At 59.1% G+C, this 21,066-nt stretch carries 20 protein-coding genes; 7 read left to right on the top strand and 13 right to left on the bottom strand.

Features of this window, described 5'->3' with window-relative positions:
* Positions 1 to 64: 64 nt before the first annotated feature.
* From FHR23_RS15440 to mobA, 5 genes are read left to right on the top strand one after another with little or no spacing between them, the layout of a single operon-like run.
* Positions 65 to 385: a 2Fe-2S iron-sulfur cluster-binding protein gene (locus FHR23_RS15440; RefSeq protein ID WP_184005784.1), complete on the top strand. Its 321-nt coding sequence runs from the start codon at positions 65 to 67 to the stop codon at positions 383 to 385.
* A gap of 40 nt (positions 386 to 425) precedes the next feature.
* On the top strand, positions 426 to 1,517 hold the full coding sequence (locus FHR23_RS15435; protein ID WP_246359947.1) for a ferritin-like domain-containing protein: 1,092 nt from the start codon (positions 426 to 428) through the stop codon (positions 1,515 to 1,517).
* A gap of 4 nt (positions 1,518 to 1,521) precedes the next feature.
* Positions 1,522 to 2,784 (top strand): acyl-CoA dehydrogenase family protein, encoded by a 1,263-nt coding sequence (locus FHR23_RS15430; RefSeq protein ID WP_184005780.1) that lies wholly within the window; start codon positions 1,522 to 1,524, stop codon positions 2,782 to 2,784.
* On the top strand, positions 2,760 to 3,374 hold the full coding sequence (gene pdxH / locus FHR23_RS15425; RefSeq protein WP_343043195.1) for a pyridoxamine 5'-phosphate oxidase: 615 nt from the start codon (positions 2,760 to 2,762) through the stop codon (positions 3,372 to 3,374). The genes FHR23_RS15430 and pdxH overlap by 25 nt, the downstream gene beginning before the upstream one ends.
* Entirely contained in the window at positions 3,371 to 3,970 is a 600-nt protein-coding gene (mobA, locus tag FHR23_RS15420) for a molybdenum cofactor guanylyltransferase (protein ID WP_343043197.1), read from the top strand. Before pdxH ends, mobA begins: the two co-directional genes overlap by 4 nt.
* On the opposite strand, the gene FHR23_RS15415 is transcribed toward mobA, so the two are convergent.
* From FHR23_RS15415 to FHR23_RS16720, 12 genes are read right to left on the bottom strand one after another with little or no spacing between them, the layout of a single operon-like run.
* Complete coding sequence (locus FHR23_RS15415; RefSeq protein ID WP_184005776.1) at positions 3,951 to 4,622, bottom strand: NnrU family protein; 672 nt, start codon at positions 4,620 to 4,622, stop codon at positions 3,951 to 3,953. The two genes, mobA and FHR23_RS15415, sit on opposite strands and share 20 nt — an antisense overlap.
* Positions 4,623 to 4,666: 44 nt before the next feature.
* A complete protein-coding gene (locus FHR23_RS15410) occupies positions 4,667 to 5,857 on the bottom strand; it encodes a molybdopterin molybdotransferase MoeA (RefSeq protein ID WP_343043194.1) in 1,191 nt (396 codons plus the stop codon).
* Complete coding sequence (moaB, locus tag FHR23_RS15405; protein WP_184005772.1) at positions 5,848 to 6,384, bottom strand: molybdenum cofactor biosynthesis protein B; 537 nt, start codon at positions 6,382 to 6,384, stop codon at positions 5,848 to 5,850. Before moaB ends, FHR23_RS15410 begins: the two co-directional genes overlap by 10 nt.
* Positions 6,371 to 6,847: a molybdenum cofactor biosynthesis protein MoaE gene (locus FHR23_RS15400; RefSeq protein ID WP_343043193.1), complete on the bottom strand. Its 477-nt coding sequence runs from the start codon at positions 6,845 to 6,847 to the stop codon at positions 6,371 to 6,373. Before FHR23_RS15400 ends, moaB begins: the two co-directional genes overlap by 14 nt.
* Before the next feature lie 8 nt (positions 6,848 to 6,855).
* Entirely contained in the window at positions 6,856 to 7,116 is a 261-nt protein-coding gene (locus FHR23_RS15395) for a MoaD/ThiS family protein (RefSeq protein WP_184005768.1), read from the bottom strand.
* A gap of 3 nt (positions 7,117 to 7,119) precedes the next feature.
* Positions 7,120 to 8,136: a GTP 3',8-cyclase MoaA gene (moaA, locus tag FHR23_RS15390; protein WP_343043191.1), complete on the bottom strand. Its 1,017-nt coding sequence runs from the start codon at positions 8,134 to 8,136 to the stop codon at positions 7,120 to 7,122.
* Positions 8,133 to 8,945 carry a peptidylprolyl isomerase gene (locus tag FHR23_RS15385; protein WP_184005766.1) on the bottom strand — a complete coding sequence of 271 codons (813 nt, stop codon included), beginning with the start codon at positions 8,943 to 8,945 and terminating at the stop codon, positions 8,133 to 8,135. The genes moaA and FHR23_RS15385 overlap by 4 nt, the downstream gene beginning before the upstream one ends.
* Positions 8,938 to 9,693: a respiratory nitrate reductase subunit gamma gene (gene narI, locus FHR23_RS15380; protein WP_221227577.1), complete on the bottom strand. Its 756-nt coding sequence runs from the start codon at positions 9,691 to 9,693 to the stop codon at positions 8,938 to 8,940. The genes FHR23_RS15385 and narI overlap by 8 nt, the downstream gene beginning before the upstream one ends.
* Before the next feature lie 2 nt (positions 9,694 to 9,695).
* Entirely contained in the window at positions 9,696 to 10,382 is a 687-nt protein-coding gene (gene narJ, locus FHR23_RS15375) for a nitrate reductase molybdenum cofactor assembly chaperone (protein ID WP_184005764.1), read from the bottom strand.
* On the bottom strand, positions 10,382 to 11,908 hold the full coding sequence (narH, locus tag FHR23_RS15370) for a nitrate reductase subunit beta (protein ID WP_184005762.1): 1,527 nt from the start codon (positions 11,906 to 11,908) through the stop codon (positions 10,382 to 10,384). The genes narJ and narH overlap by 1 nt, the downstream gene beginning before the upstream one ends.
* Positions 11,905 to 15,642 carry a nitrate reductase subunit alpha gene (locus tag FHR23_RS15365; RefSeq protein ID WP_184005760.1) on the bottom strand — a complete coding sequence of 1,246 codons (3,738 nt, stop codon included), beginning with the start codon at positions 15,640 to 15,642 and terminating at the stop codon, positions 11,905 to 11,907. The genes narH and FHR23_RS15365 overlap by 4 nt, the downstream gene beginning before the upstream one ends.
* Positions 15,639 to 18,386, bottom strand: coding sequence for a nitrate/nitrite transporter (locus tag FHR23_RS16720; RefSeq protein WP_184005758.1), 2,748 nt, complete (start codon positions 18,384 to 18,386; stop codon positions 15,639 to 15,641). The genes FHR23_RS15365 and FHR23_RS16720 overlap by 4 nt, the downstream gene beginning before the upstream one ends.
* A 216-nt stretch (positions 18,387 to 18,602) precedes the next feature.
* On the opposite strand from FHR23_RS16720, the gene FHR23_RS15355 reads away from it, so the two are divergent.
* Entirely contained in the window at positions 18,603 to 19,298 is a 696-nt protein-coding gene (locus FHR23_RS15355; RefSeq protein ID WP_184005756.1) for a helix-turn-helix domain-containing protein, read from the top strand.
* Here the strand turns inward: FHR23_RS15355 and FHR23_RS15350 are convergent.
* A complete protein-coding gene (locus FHR23_RS15350) occupies positions 19,295 to 20,557 on the bottom strand; it encodes an alginate export family protein (protein ID WP_184005754.1) in 1,263 nt (420 codons plus the stop codon). The genes FHR23_RS15355 and FHR23_RS15350 overlap by 4 nt on opposite strands.
* 41 nt (positions 20,558 to 20,598) lie before the next feature.
* Between FHR23_RS15350 and FHR23_RS15345 the strand changes: the two genes are divergently transcribed.
* Positions 20,599 to 21,063, top strand: a complete 465-nt coding sequence (locus FHR23_RS15345) for a hypothetical protein (protein ID WP_184005805.1) — start codon at positions 20,599 to 20,601, stop codon at positions 21,061 to 21,063.
* Positions 21,064 to 21,066 lie beyond the last annotated feature (3 nt).

The raw sequence follows: 21,066 nt of genomic DNA, 5'->3' as shown, positions 1-21,066 counted from the left end.
ATCAATGTCGCCTCGCGCGCCTTTGCTTACATCAGTGTCAGTAACGAGCGGAGCGACTCGATCCATGGTTCAGATTTCATATGTCGCGCACAATGGCGCAGTCCACAAAGTTACTGCCAGTCTCGGCATCAGCCTGATGGAGGCCGCAGCGATGAACCGCGTCCCCGGCATTGAGGGCGATTGTGGCGGATTTTGCGCCTGCGGGACCTGCCATTGTTATGTTGATGAGAAGGACGCGATATTGCTGCCTGAGATGCACGAGCTTGAACGTGCGACGCTCGATTTCGCATACGATGTGACGGAGCGCAGCCGACTAGCCTGTCAAATACCGATAACCGAACAAATGGACGGGATCCGCGTGCGCCTTCCTGCCCGCCAGTATTGAGCGATCGCCACCTCATGGGACGATCCAGATGGAGAGAGTGATGGAAACCGTAAGGGACAATAACATAGCGGAAATACCGAGCTGGCTCGGGGACAAGACCCCCGATGACATCTATCGCAGCCCGCTAGAGATCGCCTGGACGTTCGATTACCTGATGTCGGGCGACAAGATCGAGGACCTCTATCGCCGCGCCAAGCAGGACCAGTGGAACAGCGATGAACGGTTGCCGTGGGATCTGACTATCGATCCTTCGCGTCCGATGATGAATGACGAGCAGGATATCTATCACCGGATGCCGTTCTTCAAGAAGCTGTCGAAGTCGCAGCAGGAACGCTTTACCGCCCATTCGACCGCCCAGATGCTGTCGCAGTTTTTGCATGGTGAGCAGGGCGCGCTCATGACGGCGGCTTGCATCACCCATTCGGTGCCCGATGCCACTGCCAAGCTTTATGCCGCAACGCAGACCATGGACGAGGCCCGCCATGTCGAGGTGTTCGCCAAGTATTGCGACAAAGTGGCGATGGTTTACCCGATGTCTGGCTGGCTCAAGCAGCTGATCGACGCCACTCTAAAAGCCGATCGCTACGAGAAGATCATGATTGGTATGAACATGATCGTCGAAGGGCTGGCGCTCGGCGCGTTCAACAACATGTATCGCTCAACGCAGTGCGAACTGCTCAAGCAACTGACCTTCAATGTCATGCGCGACGAATCCCGCCATGTCTCCTTTGGCCATGCCTATCTTGCTCCAGTTATTGCAGGGCTACCCGAAGACGAGGTGGAGGACCTCGCCGATTTCGCTTTCGAGGCGGTGCGCATCCTTGCCTTTGCCGGGACCGCCGGAACCATCGCCAGCCGGGTTGATCCCGGCTTTATGCTGGTGCTGGAAAACTGCGAAATCGACGCGGACGATTTCTTCGCCGGACTTCGCGAGGCCGAACAGCTTGGCATCACCCGGCAACTGCCACCGGGTCAGATCCACTCCCTGGAACATCTGATGCTGCCAGCCTTGGCCAGGGTGGGCTTGCTCACGCAAAGAGTTCGCGCCCGATACGAGGAGGCGGGCATCCCCATATCGGAAGACCCGCGCATTCTCCATGCGATGGAAGGCGGCCATCCGGTCGCTGCGTAGAGAGATGGACTTCACACTTTCGGAAAGGCAATTGGAATGGCGTGACCGCGTCCGCGCCTTCATGCATGATTACATCGATCGGGCGGAAGAGGCATACAGCGCGCATATGCGCCAAACCGGCGTCGACCGGTGGCAAGTCCCTGCGATCATCGAAGAACTGAAAGCGCGAGCCTATTCCGAAGGATTGTGGAACCTGTTCCTGCCACCGTCCGAACACGACACGGATGATTATCGCGGTGCTGGACTCACAAACCTAGAATACGCTCTATGCGCTGAGGAGATGGGGCGGGTCGGTTTCGCCTCCGAAGCGTTCAATTGCTCCGCTCCCGATACAGGCAATATGGAGGTGCTTCACCGCTATGGGACCAGTGAGCAAAAGGCACGATGGCTCAAGCCGTTAATGGATGGCGAAATCCGCTCTGCCTTCCTGATGACCGAACCCGATGTTGCATCATCCGACGCGACCAACATACAGACCTCGATCCGCCGCGACGGCGATGAATATGTCATCAATGGCCGCAAATGGTGGTCTTCGGGCGCGGGCGATCCGCGGTGCAAGATCGCGATTCTGATGGGCAAGACTGATACTGAAGCTGCCGCCCATCAGCAGCAGTCGCAAATTTTGGTTCCGCTTGATACCCCCGGTGTGGAGATCGTCAGAATGCTGCCGGTGTTCGGTTATGATGGCGCGCCGCACGGCCATGCCGAGATTGTGTTGCGCGATGTGCGGGTTCCTGTAGCGAACCTGATCCTTGGCGAGGGACGCGGCTTTGAAATCGCCCAAGGCAGGCTTGGTCCGGGCCGTATCCACCATTGCATGCGGGCGATCGGTGCTGCGGAACGCGCGATTGAGAAGATGGCCGAGAGACTCATGTCGCGGGTCGCCTTCGGCAAGCGGCTGGCAGATCAGTCGGTCTGGGAACAGCGGTTGGGCGAGGCGCGGCTGGACATCGAGATGACCCGCCTATTGTGCCTGAAAGCAGCTGACATGATGGACAAGGCTGGCAACAAGACCGCGCGGCAAGAAATCGCCATGATCAAGGTGGCGGCTCCGCGTACTGCGCTAAGGGTGCTCGACCATGCGATGCAAGCGCATGGTGCGGGCGGATTGTCCGATGATTTTGGCCTCGCCGAAGTCTATGCCGGAATGCGCGCTCTGCGGATTGCCGATGGCCCCGATGAAGTCCATCTGCGCACCATCGCACGCATGGAATTCGGCAAATTCGGCGAACGAATGGCAGAGTGGAGGAGCAAACAAGCCCAATGAACGGCTCAGTTGATGATCCCATTGCAATGTTCGCCTCTTGGTATTCCGAAGCACGCGCGCACTCTGGGATTGCGGATGCAAGCGCGGTCAATCTCGCGACCTCAACCGGCGAAGGCAGGCCATCGAGCCGCATGGTTCTGCTCAAGGGCTATGACGCACAAGGTTTTGTGATCTACACCAATCTCGGAAGCCGAAAGGCGACAGAACTGGCCGGCAATCCGCGCGCGGCGCTGTGCTTTTACTGGGAACCGCTGGGCAAACAGGTTCGTGTCGAAGGACTGACCGAGCGGGTCACTGATGCCGAGGCAGATACCTATTTTGCCTCGCGCCCGCTTGCGAGCAGAATTGGCGCATGGGCATCCAAGCAATCCACCAGGCTTGAGAGCCGGGCAAAGCTGCTGGCCCGGGTGGCCCGATATACCGCCTCATTCGCCGTGGGTGAGGTCAATCGCCCGCCATTCTGGTCCGGATTTCGGATTGTCCCGGACCGGATGGAGTTCTGGACCAACGCAGAATACCGGCTTCACGACCGGATCGTTTTCGAAAAGGCAGACAGCGGCGATTGGCGGCGCTACCTGCTTTATCCGTGACAAAGACCAGACCAACCATCGTGATCGCCGCCGGGGGCCAAGCAACCCGGATGGGAGGCAACAAGCCAAGGCAGCTTCTGGCGGGTCGAACACTTCTTGATCACGCACTTACATGGGCGATGGATCATTCCGATGATGTTGCCATCGCGGTGCGGGGCAAGGATCAGATTGCCGAGCTTCCGATCCCGCTGTTGATCGACCGGATCGAAGGCATCGGCCCCATCAGCGCGCTGGACAACGCATTCCGATATGCCGAGCAGAAAGCCCGCGACTCCGTCATGCTTATCGGTTGCGACCAGCCCTTCCTCCCTGGGGACCTCGCGAACCGGCTGGCTCGAGAGATTGCCACAAACGGCTGCGCCATGCCGGTTAGTCATGGCCGCGATCATCCAATGGCCGCACTCTGGCGTGTGGATTGCGCAGCGCTGGCTGACTACATTGACGGTGGAGGCCAATCGCTCTGGCGTTTTGCTGATGCCGTTGGGGTCACCCGCGTCGATTGGGGTGATGGATGCGACCCCGATACCTTCGCCAATATCAATGACCCCGCTGCCCTCGCCAAGGCAGAAAGCCAGCTTAGCCCGCGATCGGATTGACCCCAAACAAGTAAGGATGGGCGACGATCAGCGCAACGTACCCAGCAGCCCCCGCAAGCAACCTGATTGGCTCGCGCATCAACGACAGCAGAGCTTTGGAGAGCCCACTTTGCTTCACCCTCTGCCGAAGCTCTTCCCACTCGGCTCCCATCAGTCGATTCTTGCGACGGTCGATAATTCTTCCTCCAACCATCGCAAAAACGGCAAAGGTGCCAAACATGATCAAATGCGCAAGGTCACCATTCGCAAAGACATGTGCCAGCGCCCACAATGCGAGCGCGGCAAGCAATGGATGCCGCATCACACCGACAATTCCAGGTCGGTCCGGATCGAATGCGGCATTTTTCGATCCGCCGAAGGAAAAGGGATTGGGGCGCCCGATGGCCAGCCCGAGAATCAGGCACACCGCAAACATCACCATCAAAACAACGTGATTATGCCAAGGTTGCCAATACCATAGCGAAACGAAGGGCGCACGTCCCGCAGCCGAGATCAACCATGCCAAAACCCCCAGTGAAAGCAGCGAATAGCCAAAGGTGAACCCTCCCGTCCCAATCAGTTTGACCAACCACGGCTTGATCGGCGGGCGTATCAGTGTGCCGTGCGACAGGAAGAACACGATCAGCGCCAGAGAAAACTCGATCCAGTCCATCGTTCAGGTCGCTTTCGCAGACGGCGGATTGCGCGGTGCCAATTTCAAAACTCCAGCGCGGTGACCATTCCACCTACGTCAAGAGCGGGTGAATTGGGTGCGCTTCGGATCAACCAGTCAGCCTGCGCCAACGCCAACTGCACCCCGCTGTCCTGATTGCTGAGCGAGCGCAACCCATCGGCGTCCCATCTTGCCCTGATGAAAGTTTCGCGGCCACCGGTTGCTGGCATTTGGCAAGCGAGCGGCAGCGCCCGCCACTGCAAGACCTGGGTGATGCTCTGACCTTGGAGCCCCGCCAAAAGCGCGCGCAGAAACAGGCGCGCAGTGACCATGGCCGAGGTCGGGTTGCCCGGCAGGCCAAGAACCCATTTCCCCTTTGCCCGGCCTAACCAGACGGGTTTGCCCGGCTTCATGGCAACTTTGGAAAACAGCAGCTCCATGCCATGGGGCGCGAACATTGGCTTGGCAAAATCGCGCTCGCCAACGGATGCGCCGCCGGTCACGATCACCACATCGGCCTTGTCCAGCATGTCTCCGGCCAGTCGTTCGAGCGCTGGAAGGCTGTCCTCTCCGATCATCCTTGCGACCACGCGCGCACCGGCCTGCTTTGCCAATGCGGCGATACCGTAGGTTACACTCTCAGGTATTGCGTCGGCGCGCAAATGCGCCTCGCCCGGAGGTGCGAGTTCATCGCCGGTGCCGATAATGGCCACTTTGGGCTGCGCGGAGACTTTAAGCATCGCCTGATCTGCCGCTGCTGCAGCAACTATTGCGCGCGGACCAAGCCGTGTTCCGACATCCAGCAGGAGATCGCCAGCGGAAAAGTCGCTGCCAGCTGCGCGCACGTGCCAGCCCGGTCCATATCCTTCGGCAAAGCGCACAGTGTCGCCTTCTTGCATGGCGTATTCCTGCATGATGACGCGGTCCGCGCCCTTGGGCATGGGAGCGCCCGTAAATATGCGTATCGCTTGACCCGGCTGGACCGCTCCCGAGAAGCCTGCGCCTGCTCGGCTTTCGCCAATAACAGCCAGCTGCATGCCTGCTGTGGTCGAGCCATCATGCACCGCATAGCCATCCATCGCCGCGACATCCGAGAACGGAGCCTCTCGCCGGGCGAAGACGGGTACAGCAAGCACTCGTCCAGCGGCCTCAGCCAGCGGCACGTCTTCCCCTGGTAGCGACGCTACCGAGGCTTCGACCAAGGCCAATGCTTGATCAAAAGAAATCAAGCGCACACGTCCCGCAAGCGCGGCAAGGCACCTGCAATCGAGCATGGTTTGTGACGGCTGTCGAATTCCAGCTCAAGCAAGCCGTCCCATGCATCGCGGCAAGCGCCTGTTGAGCCGGGCACGCAGAAGATGAAGGCATCGCCCGCCTGTCCGGCGAATGCGCGCGACTGCATCGTGGCGACCCCAACGCTTTGCAGGCTTTTCTGATGGAACACGACCGAGAACCCGTCCATCTCTCGCCTAAGCAAGGGTTTGACCGCCTCTGGCGTGTTGTCGCGCGGTGAAAACCCCGTGCCTCCAGTGGTCAGAATGATCTCGATTGACGGGTTAGCGAGCCACGCATTCAACTGCTCGCGGATGTCATCAATCTCGTCCTTCACGATATCCCGATCCACCAGATTGTGGCCTGCGGATTGCAGCCGTTCTGCGAGCAGCGCGCCAGACGTGTCGGTTTCCAATGTGCGCGTGTCGGAAATGGTAAGAACCGCGATCCCGAGCGGATAGAATTTCAGGCTTTCGTCAATTCTCGGCATTTTCCTCACCTTCACTTTGCAGCCAGCGGACTGTGTCCTTTTGATCCTGAGCAGTTGGCTCAATCCAGGACGCGCCATCTGGATGCTCTTCGCGCTTCCAAAAAACGGCTTCTGTCTTGAGCCGGTCCATCAGATAATCCGCCGCTTCGAATGCCGCCCGCCGGTGCGGTGAGGCGGTCGCGACAAAGACGATGGCTTCCCCCGGTAATATCCGCCCTGCTCGGTGAACCACATGGCTGTGCGTGATTACGAACCGTTCGTGTGCATCGCCTGCAATCGCCTGCATTGATGCCAAAGTGACCCCGCGATAGGTCTCCAGAACGAGCGCGCCGACCGCATTGCCATCTTTGGCCTTGCCACGGGCACGGCCGGTGAAACTGACGACGGCGCCTTCATCCCCTAGCGAGGCTGAGAAGGTCGCAAGCCGGGCAGCCGGATCAAACCCGGCTTCGGTCAACTCCACTTGGCAGCTCATCCGCCAGAGACCGGGGGGAAGAGAGCGACAATATCACCGGGCAGAACAATTGCTTCATCCGGAACGATGGTTTCGTTGATACAGGCCCTGATCCGTCCCTTTGACAGCCCGGCCTGAAGCGCCGGAAAGCGCTCGCCCAGAACAGAAATCAGTTCCGGGACTGGCAAACCCTCGACAGGGAGCGCCAGGTCAACGAACGGGCCGCATGCATCAGCCAAGCGACCGCATAATTCGATGCGACTGGTGACAACAGCCATGTTTCAACCTCCAATAGACGCCAAATGCGGAGTGGCGCCGCTGTTGCCTTCGTGCAGACGGTGTGCAGGCGCCTTTGTGCCGACCAGTTTGCGAATACGGTCCGTCAAAGCCTCGCTGTCGTCGCCTTGCAGCAAAGGCCGGATATCCATGCCGCCATCGCCAAACAGGCACAGATGCAGCTTCCCATCGGATGAGAGCCGCAGCCGGTTGCAACTGGCGCAGAAGTCCTTCGAATACGGCGCGATAATCCCGATGCGTCCCTTGGCCTCTGGATGACCCAGCTCGACAGCCGGCCCCGCTCCGGGCTGACGTGGAACACGTTGCCATCCCTTCGTCTCCAGCCGGTCGATCACGGTCTGCCCGGCGATGTGCCGGTCTTCAAAAAAGGCCGCATTATCGTTCGTGCGCATGACCTCAATGAACCGCAGCGACAGGTCGCGCGTGGCCACGAATTCGACCATTGCGGCCAGCTCGTCATCATTTACGCCGCGCATAAGAACAGCGTTGAGTTTTATACTTTCAAAACCCGCTGCTTGAGCGGCCTCGACCCCGCGCAACACCTCTTCCAGCCGGTCGTGTCCGGTGATCTGTGCAAATCGTGCAGGATCAAGCGAGTCCATGCTGATATTGAGCGCACTTATCCCGCAGTCCCGCCACACTTGCGCCCTCTCCGCCAGCCGATAGCCATTGGTGGTCATCGCAACGCGGCGAATGCCGGGCACCTCTGACACAGCGCGTGCCACTTCCTCAAAATCACGGCGCAAGGTGGGCTCGCCCCCGGTCAGACGCACTTTCCACAGGCCAAGCTCGGCAAAGCCGCTTACTGCCCTGCGGATCTCCTCGACAGACAGTTCAGCCGGCTTGTTGCAGGGCTTCTTGTAGCCATCGGGAAGGCAATAGGTGCAGCGGAAGTTGCACACATCGGTCAGTGACAGGCGCAGATACTCGAACCGCCGCCCGATACCGTCATGGAGCGGAGCGACCAGAGGCAAGATATCGGGGCGGCGAAGTTCACTCACTGAACAAGCGGCCCGTCTGCAATGGGTAGCTCGACGCCCTCGATGGTAGTCTGACTACCGAGGATAGAGAGATACTGCGCCATGGCCTTGCGATAACTCGCCTCTTCCAAATACTCGCGGATCGACGCCTCGACCATTTCGAACGGCAATTGCCGACCTTCGACCCTGCGACCGGCGCGGATGACGTGGACGCCGAATGGCGATTTCACTGGATTGCGGCACAGCTCTCCTTCGGTCAGCGCAAACAATGCCTTCTCGAACTCAGCGACCGTTTGGCCGGTCCCGATCTGACCGAGATTGCCGCCCTGCTCCTTCGACGGACAGGCCGACTTGGCCTTGGCCAGCTTAGCAAAGCACGATGGGTCCTTCTCCAACTCGCGGATCGCCATGCGCGCATCGCCGACGGCCAGACTGTAATTGAATTCATCGTCAGGGCTGGCAGAGAACAGGATATGCTCCGCCTCGACCAGCGCCTCGCTGGCGAAGCGCTCGCGATGCTGATCGTAGAACCGCCTTGCTTCCCCTTCGTTTGCAACCGGGACAGCGACTTCCTGGCTCAGCAGGGCATCAATCCGGGCGTCGTCATCCGCAAGACGACGACCTTCCGCATCACAGCGCTCTCCGGGATCTATTTCCAGACGATCTGCCTCAGCCAACAGTAGTTGCCGGATAGCCAAAGCCTCTGCCGCCGCGTTCCATGCCGCCTCGGCATCGGGAGCGGGATGGTTCTGCACTTCTGCCGCAATAGCGGATTCGGCAATTTCTACCCCGCCGACGATGACCGGCGCGCGTTCCATCACATCATCCATGGCTCAAATCCTTGCGTGAACGGACGATCTGATAGCCGCCGCGCCACAGATACCGGACCGGAGCCGAGAAGATGTGAACCAGGCGGGTAAAGGGCAGCAGCAAAAAGATCAGCATGCCGAGCACGAGGTGTGCCTGATAGGGCCAATCAAGGCCTGCCACATAGCGTCCAACTCCCGGTTCAAAAGTGAATATTCCCTGCGCCCAGGCCGACAGGCGCAGCATCACTTCGGCATCGCTATGCGCGAGCGAGAAGGGCACGGTTGCCAGCCCCAACAGCAATTGCACAAACAGGATCACCAATATGGCGTTATCCGCAAATGGCGACTGGCGGCGGATGCGCGGATCGAAGAACCGGCGATGCATCAGTAGCACCAGCCCGACAAAGCAAATCAAACCCGCAATCGATCCTGCCACAATGGCAACCATCTGCTTCGCTTCTGCCGTAATCACCAGACTGTAGACGCTGTGCGGGGTAAGCAGACCAACAAAATGGCCGATAAACAGGAACAAGATGCCGATGTGGAACAGGACGGAGCCCCACATCAATTGCTTGCGCCGGAGCAACTGGCTTGATCCGCTGCGCCAGGTGTAAGGCTCCCTTTCATAGCGGAAAATGCTGCCGATAATCATCACCGCCAGCGCGATGTAAGGGAGCGCGCCGAACAGGAAAGTGTTGATCCACAGATCGATGGGGATCGTGGCAAGGGCTTCATGCCCGGCTTCACTGGGTAGAGGTGCGTCAATCATGATCAGGCTCCTTTCTCGCCCCGCATCGCGGCAAGCTGGCTTGCAGCAACAGGGCACGCGGCGTTGGGATCTGGAGCAGCTTCGGCTCCGAAACGGATCTCCTCCTCTTCCCATTGGGCATCGAGCTCTTCGAGATCCTGCGGGTCATCGGCTGGAGGGATGGCGTTCTTGGCCTCTTCGTCCATCTCGACGCCTGCGATGGCGCAGAGCAATTCAAACACCGACGCGTAATCGGATTGGCGCTCGGCCAGACGGGCCGCAATCGCCACCATCACCACGCCCGGCTCGGCGAGCGCTTCACGCGCCGCCTGCTCCGGCAGAGTGGAGCAATAATCGAGGAAAAGCGGGAGATAATCTGGCAGCTCGTTGCTGCTGGGTTCCAGCCCGGCTGCAAGATAGCGTTCGCGCAGATCGACCATCGCCTGCCCCCGGTCGCGGCTTTCGCCATGCACATGCTCGAACAGGTGGAGGCTGTGCGCCCTTCCCCGGTCGAACAGCTCGACATATGTTTCCTGAGCATCGTAGATGTCGCTGGTGGCGAGACGCTTGAGCAAGGGAAAAAGCGCAGCGACCTCAGCAGCGGGAAGCGCTTTGTCGCCCTCCAGCCGCTGGCGGATTTCGCCCGCGACCGATTGCAAGTCCTTGGACGGATATTGCAGGAGCAATGATATCAGGTGAAGCGCTTGCATCAGAACACCTCCGATGGAGTCTGGAGTTTCTTACGAGAGTTGGTGTCGAACAGATTGGCCTTGGTCGAACCACCCGAACAGCCATTACCGAAGGAGAAGCCACAGGAGCCGCGTTCCTCGAACATATCCTCGGCATCCTCGCGGTGGCCGGTCGGGATGACGAAGCGGTCCTCGTAATCGGCCAGCGCCATGACCTTGTACATCTCCTCGATCTGCGCGCCGGTCAGGCCGACATCGGTCGCGATTGCCTCGTTCTGCACGCCGTCGATTGATTTGGAACGCATATAGCCGCGCATCGCGAGCATCCGTTCAAGGCACACTGCAATCGGTTCCTCGTCCCCCGCCGTCAGCAGATTGGCGAGATATTTGAGCGGGATGCGAAGCGAGCGGATATCGGGCATGTTGTTGTTGACCGAAATCTGGCCGGCGTTCGCTGCTGCGCTGATCGGCGACAATGGCGGCACGTACCATACCATCGGCAAGGTCCGATATTCCGGGTGAAGCGGGAAGGCGACCTTCCATTCCATCGCCATTTTCCACACCGGCGAATGCCGCGCGGCCTCCAGCCAGTTTTCCGGCACACCGTCCTTGCGGGCCTGCTCGATCACTTCGGGATCATTGGGATCGAGGAAGATATCGAGCTGCGCCTGATACAGGTCCTCGACATTCTCGGCGCTGGCCGCTTCCTCGATGCGGTCGGCATCATACAGCATCACGCCCAGATAGCGGATGCGCCCGACACAGGTTTCGCTGCACACCGTCGGCTGGCCCGCTTCGATGCGCGGGTAGCAGAAGATGCACTTCTCGCTCTTACCGGTTTTCCAGTTGTAATAGATCTTCTTGTAGGGGCAGCCAGACACGCACATGCGCCAGCCGCGGCAGGCTTCCTGATCGATCAGGACAATGCCGTCTTCCTCACGCTTGTAGATCGCGCCCGAGGGGCAAGCGGCAACGCAGGTGGGGTTGAGGCAGTGTTCGCACAGCCTTGGCAGATACATCATAAAGGTGTTTTCGAACTGGCCGTAAATCTCCTTCTGGACCCCTTCGAAGTTGTAATCCTCCGAACGCTTGGAGAATTCACCGCCAAGAATTTCTTCCCAGTTCGGACCCCATTCGATCTTCTCCATCCGCTTGCCGCTGATCAGGCTGCGGGCGCGCGCGGTGGGAAAGGCCTTGCTTTCGCCCGCCTTTTGCAAATGGTCGTAATCGAAGGTGAAGGGTTCGTAGTAGTCGTCGATTTCAGGCAGGTCGGGATTGGCGAAGATTTTCGCCAGCAGCCGCCATTTGCCGCCCATCTTGGGCCGAATCGAACCACCGGGAGCGCGCTCCCAGCCGCCATTCCAGCGCTTCTGGTTCTCCCAGTCCTTGGGATAGCCGATGCCCGGCTTGGTCTCGACATTGTTGAACCAGGCGTATTCCATGCCTTCACGGCTGGTCCACACGTTCTTGCACGTCACCGAGCAAGTGTGGCAGCCGATGCATTTGTCGAGGTTCAGAACCTTGCCGATTTGTGCGCGGATTTTCATGCTACGGTCTCCCCTTCAGGCAGGGCTTCTTCGAGCCAATCGACCTTCGATAGTTTGCGGACGATGACATATTCGTCGCGGTTTGAACCAACGGTTCCGTAATAGTTGAACCCGTAGGCGAGCTGGACATAGCCGCCGATCATATGCGTGGGTTTGAGCACCGCGCGGGTCACGGAGTTGTGAATGCCCCCGCGCTGCCCGGTAAGCGGCGAGCCCGGCATATTGGTCAGCTTTTCCTGCGCATGATACATGAACAGCGTGCCTTCCTTCATGCGCTGAGAGACCACCACGCGGGCCACCAGTGCGCCGTTGGAATTGAAGGTTTCGACCCAGTCATTATCGACCAGCCCCGCCTTCGCTGCGTCCACCTCGCTCATCCACACGATCGGCCCGCCGCGCGACAGCGTCAGCATCAGCAGATTGTCAGTATAGGTCGAGTGGATGCCCCATTTCTGGTGCGGCGTGATGAAGTTCAGGATCACGTGCGGCGCGTCCTTGGCCTCATCCAGCATCGGCTTGACTGCCTTGGTATCAATCGGCGGCCGATAAACGCAGAAGCCTTCACCGAATGCCCGCATCCATTTGTGATCCTGATAGAGCTGCTGACGTCCGGTCAGCGTGCGCCACGGGATCAGTTCATGGACGTTGGTGTAGCCGGCATTGTAGCAGACATGCTCACTCTCGATCCCGGACCAGGTGGGCGAGGAGATGATCTTTCTCGGCTGCGCCTGAATGTCGCGGAAGCGGATTTTCTCCTCTTCCTTGGGCAAGGCGAGATGCTTGTGATCGCGGCCCGTCTTCTTGCCCAGATCGCCCCACGCTTTGACCGCGACCTCGCCATTGGTTTCGGGTGCCAGCATCAGGATGACTTCGGCGGCATCGATGGCTGTTTCGATCTGCGGCATGCCCTGGGTCGGGCCTTCTTCGAGGACGCGGCCATTCAGATTGCGCAGGTTCTCCACCTCATGCTCGGTGTTCCAGCCGATACCCTTGCCGCCATTGCCGAGCTTGTCCATCAAGGGCCCGAGCGCGGTGAAACGCTTGTAAAGGTTCGGATAATCCCGCTCGACCACCGCGATATTGGCCATGGTCTGGCCGGGGATTGGCTCGACATCGCCCTTGCCCCAGTCAGCCACGTCATAGGGCTGCGCGATTTCGTTCGGGCTGTCGTGCTGGATCGGGGTCATGACCACGTCCTGCTCCACACCCAGCACTTCGGGGGCCACTTCGGAGAACTTCTTGGCGATCCCCTTGTAGATGTCCCAGTCGCTGCGCGATTCCCACACCGGATCGACCGCCGCCGATAGCGGGTGAATGAACGGGTGCATGTCGGACGTGTTGAGATCGTCCTTCTCGTACCAGCTCGCCGTCGGCAGAACGATGTCCGAATAGACGCAGGTGGTCGACATGCGGAAATCGAGCGTCACCAGCAGATCGAGCTTACCTTTGGGCGCTTCGTCGTGCCACTTCACGTCCTTGGGCTTTTGCGCGCCGGTTTCGCCCAAATCCTTGCCCTGCACGCCGTGTGCGGTGCCGAGCAGATGCTTGAGGAAATATTCGTGGCCTTTGCCCGAGGACCCAAGCAGATTTGAACGCCATACGAACATATTTCGCGGCCAGTTGGCCGGATCGTCCGGATCGAAGCAGGACATTTCCAGCTCGCCCGATTTGAGCGCATCGGCAACATAGTCCTTGGCTTCCTTGCCTGAAGCTTTGACCGCCTTGCCCACTTCCAGCGGGTTGGTCTTGAGCTGCGGAGCGGATGGCAACCAGCCCATCCGTTCGGCCCGGACGTTGTAGTCGATCAGGCTCGCATCCCAATCGCCATCGGGCGCGGTAGGTGAAAGGATTTCCTCCACCCCCAGCGTTTCGTAACGCCACTGATCGGTATGGGCGTAGAAGAAACTGGTCGAATTCATGTGGCGCGGCGGGCGGTTCCAGTCGAGCGCGAAGGCGAGCGCAGTCCACCCAGTTTGTGGGCGCAGCTTTTCCTGACCGACATAGTGCGACCAGCCGCCGCCTGACTGACCCACGCAGCCACACATCACCAGCAGGTTGATGATGCCGCGATAATTCATGTCCATGTGATACCAGTGGTTCAGACCGGCCCCCAGGATCACCATCGACTTGCCCTTGGTGATCTCGGCATTGCCCGCAAATTCGCGGGCGATGGTGATGATCTGATCGGCCGGTACGCCGGTGATCTTCTCTGCCCATGCAGGCGTGTAGGGGACCATCTCGCCATAATCGCGCGCGACATGTTCGCCGCCAAGACCGCGATCGAGGCCGTAATTGGCGCAGAACAGATCGAACACCGTCGCGACGAAGGCCTTGCCATCCTTCAGCTGCAGCTGACGCACGGGCACGCGGCGATTGAGCACGCTGGGGTGATCTGTGCCTTCAAAGTGATCGTGTTCACGGTTGCCAAAATAAGGGAAGGAAACTTCGATTACCTCGTCGTGATTGCCTTCGAGGATGTTGGTCAGCCGCAAGACGGTGTCGTTTCCGCGTCCGTCTTTCTCTTCAAGGTTCCACTTGCCTTCTTCGCCCCAACGGAAGCCGGCCGAGCCGTTGGGCGCAACCACTTCGTCAGTATTGTCGTCGATGGCGACCGTCTTCCAGTCAGGATTGTTTTCTTCGCTGAGGCCGTCGAGGAAATCGGCGGCGCGCAGCAGGTTTTCCGGCACATAGGCGCCGTCTTTCTCGACCATCCGCACCAGCATCGGCATGTCTGAATATTTGCGGCAATAGTCCTCGAAATATTCGGCCTGCCGGTCGAGATGATATTCGCGCAAGATCACATGGCCCATCGCCATCGCCAGTGCGGCGTCGGTGCCCTGCTTGGGATTGAGCCAGAGGTCGGCAAACTTGGTCGCTTCGGCATAGTCGGGGCTGACCACGGCCACCTTGGTGCCGCGATAGCGAGCCTCGGTCATGAAATGCGCGTCGGGCGTGCGCGTTTGCGGCACGTTCGAGCCCCACATCATCAGGAAGCCGGAATTGTACCAGTCGGCGCTTTCGGGAACGTCGGTCTGCTCGCCCCAGGTCTGCGGGCTCGACGGCGGCAAATCGCAATACCAGTCGTAGAACGACATGCATGTGCCGCCGAGCAGCGATAGGTAGCGCGAACCTGCCGCATAGCTGACCATCGACATTGCCGGGATCGGGCTGAAGCCGATCACCCGGTCAGGCCCGTAGGTCTTGGCGGTATAGGCATTGGCGGCGGCGATGATCTCATTCACCTCATCCCAGGTCGAACGTACAAAGCCGCCATGCCCGCGAATACCGGTGTAGCTTTTGCGCTTGGCCGGATCCTCGACAATCGAGGCCCAGGCCGCCACGGGCGTGCGAACAACGCGCGCCTCACGCCACAGCTTGAGCAGACGCGAGCGCACCATCGGATATTTCAGCCGCTGGGCCGAATAGATGTACCAGCTGTAGCTGGCCCCACGCGGGCAGCCGCGCGGTTCGTGGTTGGGCAGATCGGGCCGTGTGCGCGGATAATCGGTCTGCTGGGTTTCCCAAGTGATGATCCCGCCCTTGACGTAGATCTTCCAGCTGCACGATCCGGTGCAGTTCACCCCGTGGGTGGAGCGCACGATCTTGTCATGCTGCCAGCGCTTGCGATAGCTGTCTTCCCAGTCGCGATTTTCATTGGTGGTCACACCGTGACCTTCGGAAAAGGCGACTTTCTTCTGGTTGAAGAAGGTCAGGCGGTCGAGAAGCTTGCTCATGCTGTTGCTCCTTTGAGCGGGGCGGTGGATGAAGCCGGTGCAGGTACCCGGCCCCGTTCGATATCGTGCAGCAGGCCGCCGCGGCGGGTGTAGGCCCACCAGGTCAGCGCCGCACAGCTGGCGTAGAAGATCAGGAAGCCCCACAAAGCCGGCATTGGAGAGCCGGTGGCTGCAATTGCGCTGCCAAAGCTCTTGGGGATGAAGAATGCGCCGTAGGCTGCGATGGCTGAGGTAAACCCGACGATTGCGGCGGATTCCTTTTCCGATTGGCGCAGGCTGGCTTCATTCGAAAGCTCCGGCATCAACCGCGGTACTTCGGTCCGCATGATGTTGGGGATCATCTGGAATGTGGAGGCGTTGCCCACCCCGGTCATAAAGAACATGAAGATGAACGCGCCCAGGAAACCCCACCAGCTGGCGGCCTGAATAAAGTACATCACGCCGAGCACGCCGAGCATCATGAGCACGAACACCCAGAACGTAACCCGTGCACCGCCCCACTTGTCCGAGACCCAGCCCGTGGCCGCACGGCTCAGCGCACCGACCAATGGCCCGAGGAAGACAAACTGGAGGACGTTAATGTCAGGGAATTGCTGTTTGGCGAGCAGCGGCAGGCCAGCGGAAAAGCCGATGAAGCTGCCGAACGTCCCAGTGTAGAGCCAGCACATCAGCCAGTTGTGCTTGCGCTGGAAGATCACCGACTGTTCGGCAAAACTCGCTTTCGCATCGGCAATGTCATTCATGCCGAACCATGCGAGCAGGGTGGAGGCCATAATGAACGGCACCCAGATGAAACCTGCATTCTGCAACCACAGCTCACCGCCCTCGGCAGTTTGCTGCGGCTCGCCGCCCAGCGCGCCGAACACGCCCGCCACGATAACAAGCGGCACGAGGAACTGCATCACCGAGACGCCGAGATTGCCAAGCCCGGCATTGAGCGCCAGCGCGTTTCCTTTCTGCGCTTTCGGGAAGAAGAAGCTGATGTTCGACATGGAGGAGGCGAAATTGCCGCCACCGAAACCGCACAGCAGCGCCAGCACGAGGAAGATGATGTAAGGCGTATCCGGGTTCTGGACAGCATAGCCGATGCCAAAGGCCGGGATCAGCAACGATGCTGTGGACATGGTGGTCCACAGCCTGCCGCCAAAGATCGGCACGACGAAGCTATAGAATATTCGCAAGGTCGCGCCCGAAAGTCCGGGCAGCGCGGCCAGCCAGAACAGCTGGTCGGTGGTGTAATTGAATCCGATGGACGGCAGCTTGGCGACCACCATCGACCACACCATCCACACGGAGAAGGCGAGCAGCAATGCCGGGATCGAGATATAGAGATTGCGCCGCGCAATCTTCTCTCCGGTCTGCTCCCAGAAATCGGCATCTTCCGGTTTCCACTCGACCAGGACCTTGCTTGGCGTTGCCACTGCATGCTTGGCCTCGTCATGCAATCCAGCCATTTCAGGGAATTCAGGCAGCGTGCGGGTATCCATCCCGCTCGCTTTCTGTTCCATCTGCCGGATGGCGATATGCATCCATGCCAGCGCAATGCCGACCAGAGCGAAAAGCACCATGAAGCAGCTGGTCCAGATGCCGGTGAGGTCGCTGACCGCGCCGAACACGATCGGCAGGATGAAGCCGCCGAGGCCGCCGACCAGACCAACCAATCCGCCAACCGAACCGACATTCTTCGGATAATAGACCGGAATATGCTTGTAGACCGCCGCCTTACCCAGCGACATGAAGAAGCCCAGCACGAATATGGTCACCACGAACGGCACCAGACTCATCGAGGTCGAGAAAACAATGTCGCCCTCGATCCCATGAATCACGTAATCGGTCGCCGGATAGGACAACATAAACAGGCAGACCAGCGACACGCCAAAGGTCGCATACATGATCTTGCGCGCGCCATATTTGTCCGACAGCACGCCGCCATAGGCGCGGAACACGCTGGCCGAGAGCGAGAAGGTTGCCGCCAACATACCCGCCAGCTTCACGTCGATTCCATAAAGGCCAACCATGTAGGCGGGCAGCCACAGCGCCAGCGCCACGAAGGCCCCGAACACGAAGAAATAGTAAAGCGAGAAGCGCCAGACCTGCTCGTTACGCAGCGGCTCAAGCTGTTCGAGCAAACCCCGTGCTTTGGCACCGCTTACCTTGCGAGCGGCGAATTCGGGATCGTCCTTGGCAAAGATATAGAACAGCACCGCAACCAGCGCGAGTGCGCCAGCCCAGACCTGGGCGACGCCCTGCCAGCCGATTGCGACCATGACCCAAGGCGCGAGGAACTTGGTCACTGCAGCGCCAACATTGCCCATGCCGAAAAAGCCAAGCGCGGAGCCCTGCTTCTCAAGTGGGTAGAACTTTGAAACATATGCAACGCCAACGGCAAAGCCGCCGCCTGCCAAACCCAGGCCCAATGCGGCAAACAGCATCATGAAATAGCTATCCGCATAGGACAGCAGGAAAGTCGACAGCGCCGAGGCAAGCATGGTGATCGGAAAGACGATCCGTCCGCCGTGCTGATCGGTCCAGACGCCGAGGAGCAAGCGGCTGAGCGACCCAGTCAGGATCGGGGTGCCGACCAGCAGGCCGAACTGCGTATCGCTCAGGCCAAGCTCGGCCTTGATCTCGATCCCGGCGATCGCGAAGATCGTCCAGACGGCAAAGCAGATGGTGAATGCGAATGTGCTGAGACCGAGAGCACGGTTCTGTTCGCTGCTGGTCGCAATTGCCTGGGCCGACATGGAATGATCCCTCATCAAGAATGCGTGACGGAGCTTCACTGCCGAGCCACGAGCTCTTGCTCTTTGACATCGATCAAATTGCAGATTGCAGGAGCGGGAAAATTGCCTTCGCATGACAAGTGCGCTGCCAGGCTTCCGTAGAGATCAAGCCACTCCTTGATAAACATCAAGTCGAGCGCTAATCCTCCTGCGTATATCATCGGAGATTAGACTTTTATGAGAATCGGCGAGAAGCCTGAAATCGCCCGGCTTCCGCTATTCCGCGAAATGGCCGAGAAGCAGCGCGACCTGGTGCTTGCCGGATCGTATCTGCAGGTCTTCCCTCCGCAACTCACACTATTCGAAGCGGGGCAGGATGCCGATTTTCTGCACGTGCTTGTCGACGGGCTGGTAGAGCTGTTCGTCCAAGGGGCGGGGCGCGACACCACGATGCGTATTGTCGAGCCAATCTCAAGCTACATTCTCGCCGCTGCGGTGACGGATATGCCGTATCTGATGTCCGCAAGAACACTTGCGTCCTCGCGAATTCTGCTTGTCCCGGCCGCGCAATTGCGCGAAGCAATCCGGGAGGACAGCGCCTTGATGCACGCGGCGATGCACGAGCTCGCATTGGGATATCGCGACCTTGTCCGTGCGCTCGCCGATATGAAAGTGCGCCAGTCAGCCGAACGGCTCGGAAACTGCCTGCTGGAATACAGCAACCGTCGTGGCAATCGCGATCAATTCGAGCTTATTGGCGAAAAGCGCCTGCTTGCATCGCTGCTTGGGATGACCCCGGAAAACCTTTCACGGGCCTTTGGCACCCTCAAGAACCACGGCGTGGCGCTCGATGGATCACAAGTCACAATCGAAAATCGTGAGCGCCTACGCTTGTTCGCGCGGCCCGACCCTGTACCAGGTGACTCTCGCTAGAAAGAAACCTGCACCTGCAGCCAACCCTTGGTGGTATCGACCGAGAAACCATCTGCGTCATAGTGCGCAAATTTGGCAAGCAGCGTGATGTTGCTCCTGATTGGATAGACCGCAAGCAGGTTCAGCTCGCGACCATAAGCCTGATCGGTCGCAGTCGCGCCGAAATCGTGCACGATACCGCGCAGCAACAAGCCTTTCAGCGCAGAGCCTTCGCCGAATTTATAGCTGATATCGCCGTAAAGATCGCGCAGACCATCCGGCGGCGTGACAAGAAATTTATCCGCCCAACCGTTAAAGGCGTGGAGCGTGGCCAATGGAGTTTGCAAGCCAACAGCGCCGTCACCTTCAAGCCGCTCAAACCCTGCTTTGGCAGTGAAGCCACTTACCGAAATTCCGGGTTCGATCAGAAGATAATCCAGTGAATAGTCGGACAGGTTTGATCCGAGATCGCGCTGGTTCGCATATTCTGCCGCATAGAGGAACGTGACCTCGCCGCCCAGCGGCTGCGTTCCCGTCAGGCGCACTCCCAGCGTTTGCGAACTGGCGGCAGGCGCGTCAGGCATGTCGAGAAAATAGCCATAGGCGGAAACCGTGCCGATCGACGGAATGGCATAGGTCGCATGGATGTTGTGGATGTCGTTGTCTCGCCAGATGCCTTGCGGCGAATCCGGCCCGAAAATGCGATTGACCCGCCAGGCATGGAAATAATCGACCCTAGCTCCTTCAATCGGCTTGACCGTGATCTGCGCCAAATCGAACGTCTGGTCGTTCTGACGCCAGTCAACTGAACCGATCCAGCGTTGATTGTCGAAATTGACTGCTTGACGCCCGGCAACCGCTTCAACGGATTTGTTGGGCCGCCAGCGTACAAAGGCACGATTGAGCAGCACATCGGATGGGTCCGCGACGACCGGAAACTGCGTCCGTCCATTGACAGTGTCGTTGAAATCTTCAGGCCCGATCCTGACCACTGCCTCGCCTTCAACGAGCGCGCTAAGGCCATTCCATTCATCGGTTTCGATCCCGCCTCTGATCCTGAGCGTCGAAGCGGTCGCATCTTCTGACAGGTTTTCCTGATCGACCACTTCCAGCCGGTATCTCAGATCGAGATAGGGATCGAAGGGGAGCTCATCGCCTGATTGCGCCATTGCAGTTGCAGGTGTGAGAACGGCAAGCGAGCCGGCGGCGAGCGAGAGGATTTTGGTTTTCATGGTCGCCCAAATACGATGCTGCCCGCCAAAGTATTTGATCCTTGTCAAAGTCGCAGACGCGCAATTCACCCATGGAGCGATATATGATGATCGATGATTTCACTTTTGCCCGCGTGCTCCATGTCGTCTCGATTGTCGGTTGGATCGGCGGTGTCTGGTTCGTGACCTTTGTGGTCATGCCCGCAATAGCGAGAGCTGAAGCGCCCGCAGACCGGCTCCATGCCTTTCACAAGATCGAACAGGGTTTTTCCGTTCAGGCCAAGGTATGGGTACTGCTGGCCGGTGCATCTGGATTCTGGATGACCTGGCGCGGGGATATGTGGTGGCGGTTTGCCGAGTCTGCCTATTGGTGGATGTCTGCCATGTTTTTCCTGTGGCTTGTATTCTTTCTAATGCTGTTCGTGGCAGAGCCGCTCTTCCTCCATCGCCGGATGGCCAATTCAAAGACGCCGGAGCGTGATTTTCACCTCATGGTTCAGGCGCACCGGATCCTGTCCGTAATTGCGCTGGCAACCACCACGGGCGCAATGGCTGGCGCTCACGGACTGATTTGAAAA

Origin of the sequence: Stakelama sediminis (genome assembly GCF_014199335.1) — a bacterium.
GTDB classification, from domain to species: domain Bacteria; phylum Pseudomonadota; class Alphaproteobacteria; order Sphingomonadales; family Sphingomonadaceae; genus Sphingomonas; species Sphingomonas sediminis.
Note: the sequence above shows the minus strand (reverse complement) of the source record. Positions and strands in the feature narration are given on the sequence as shown.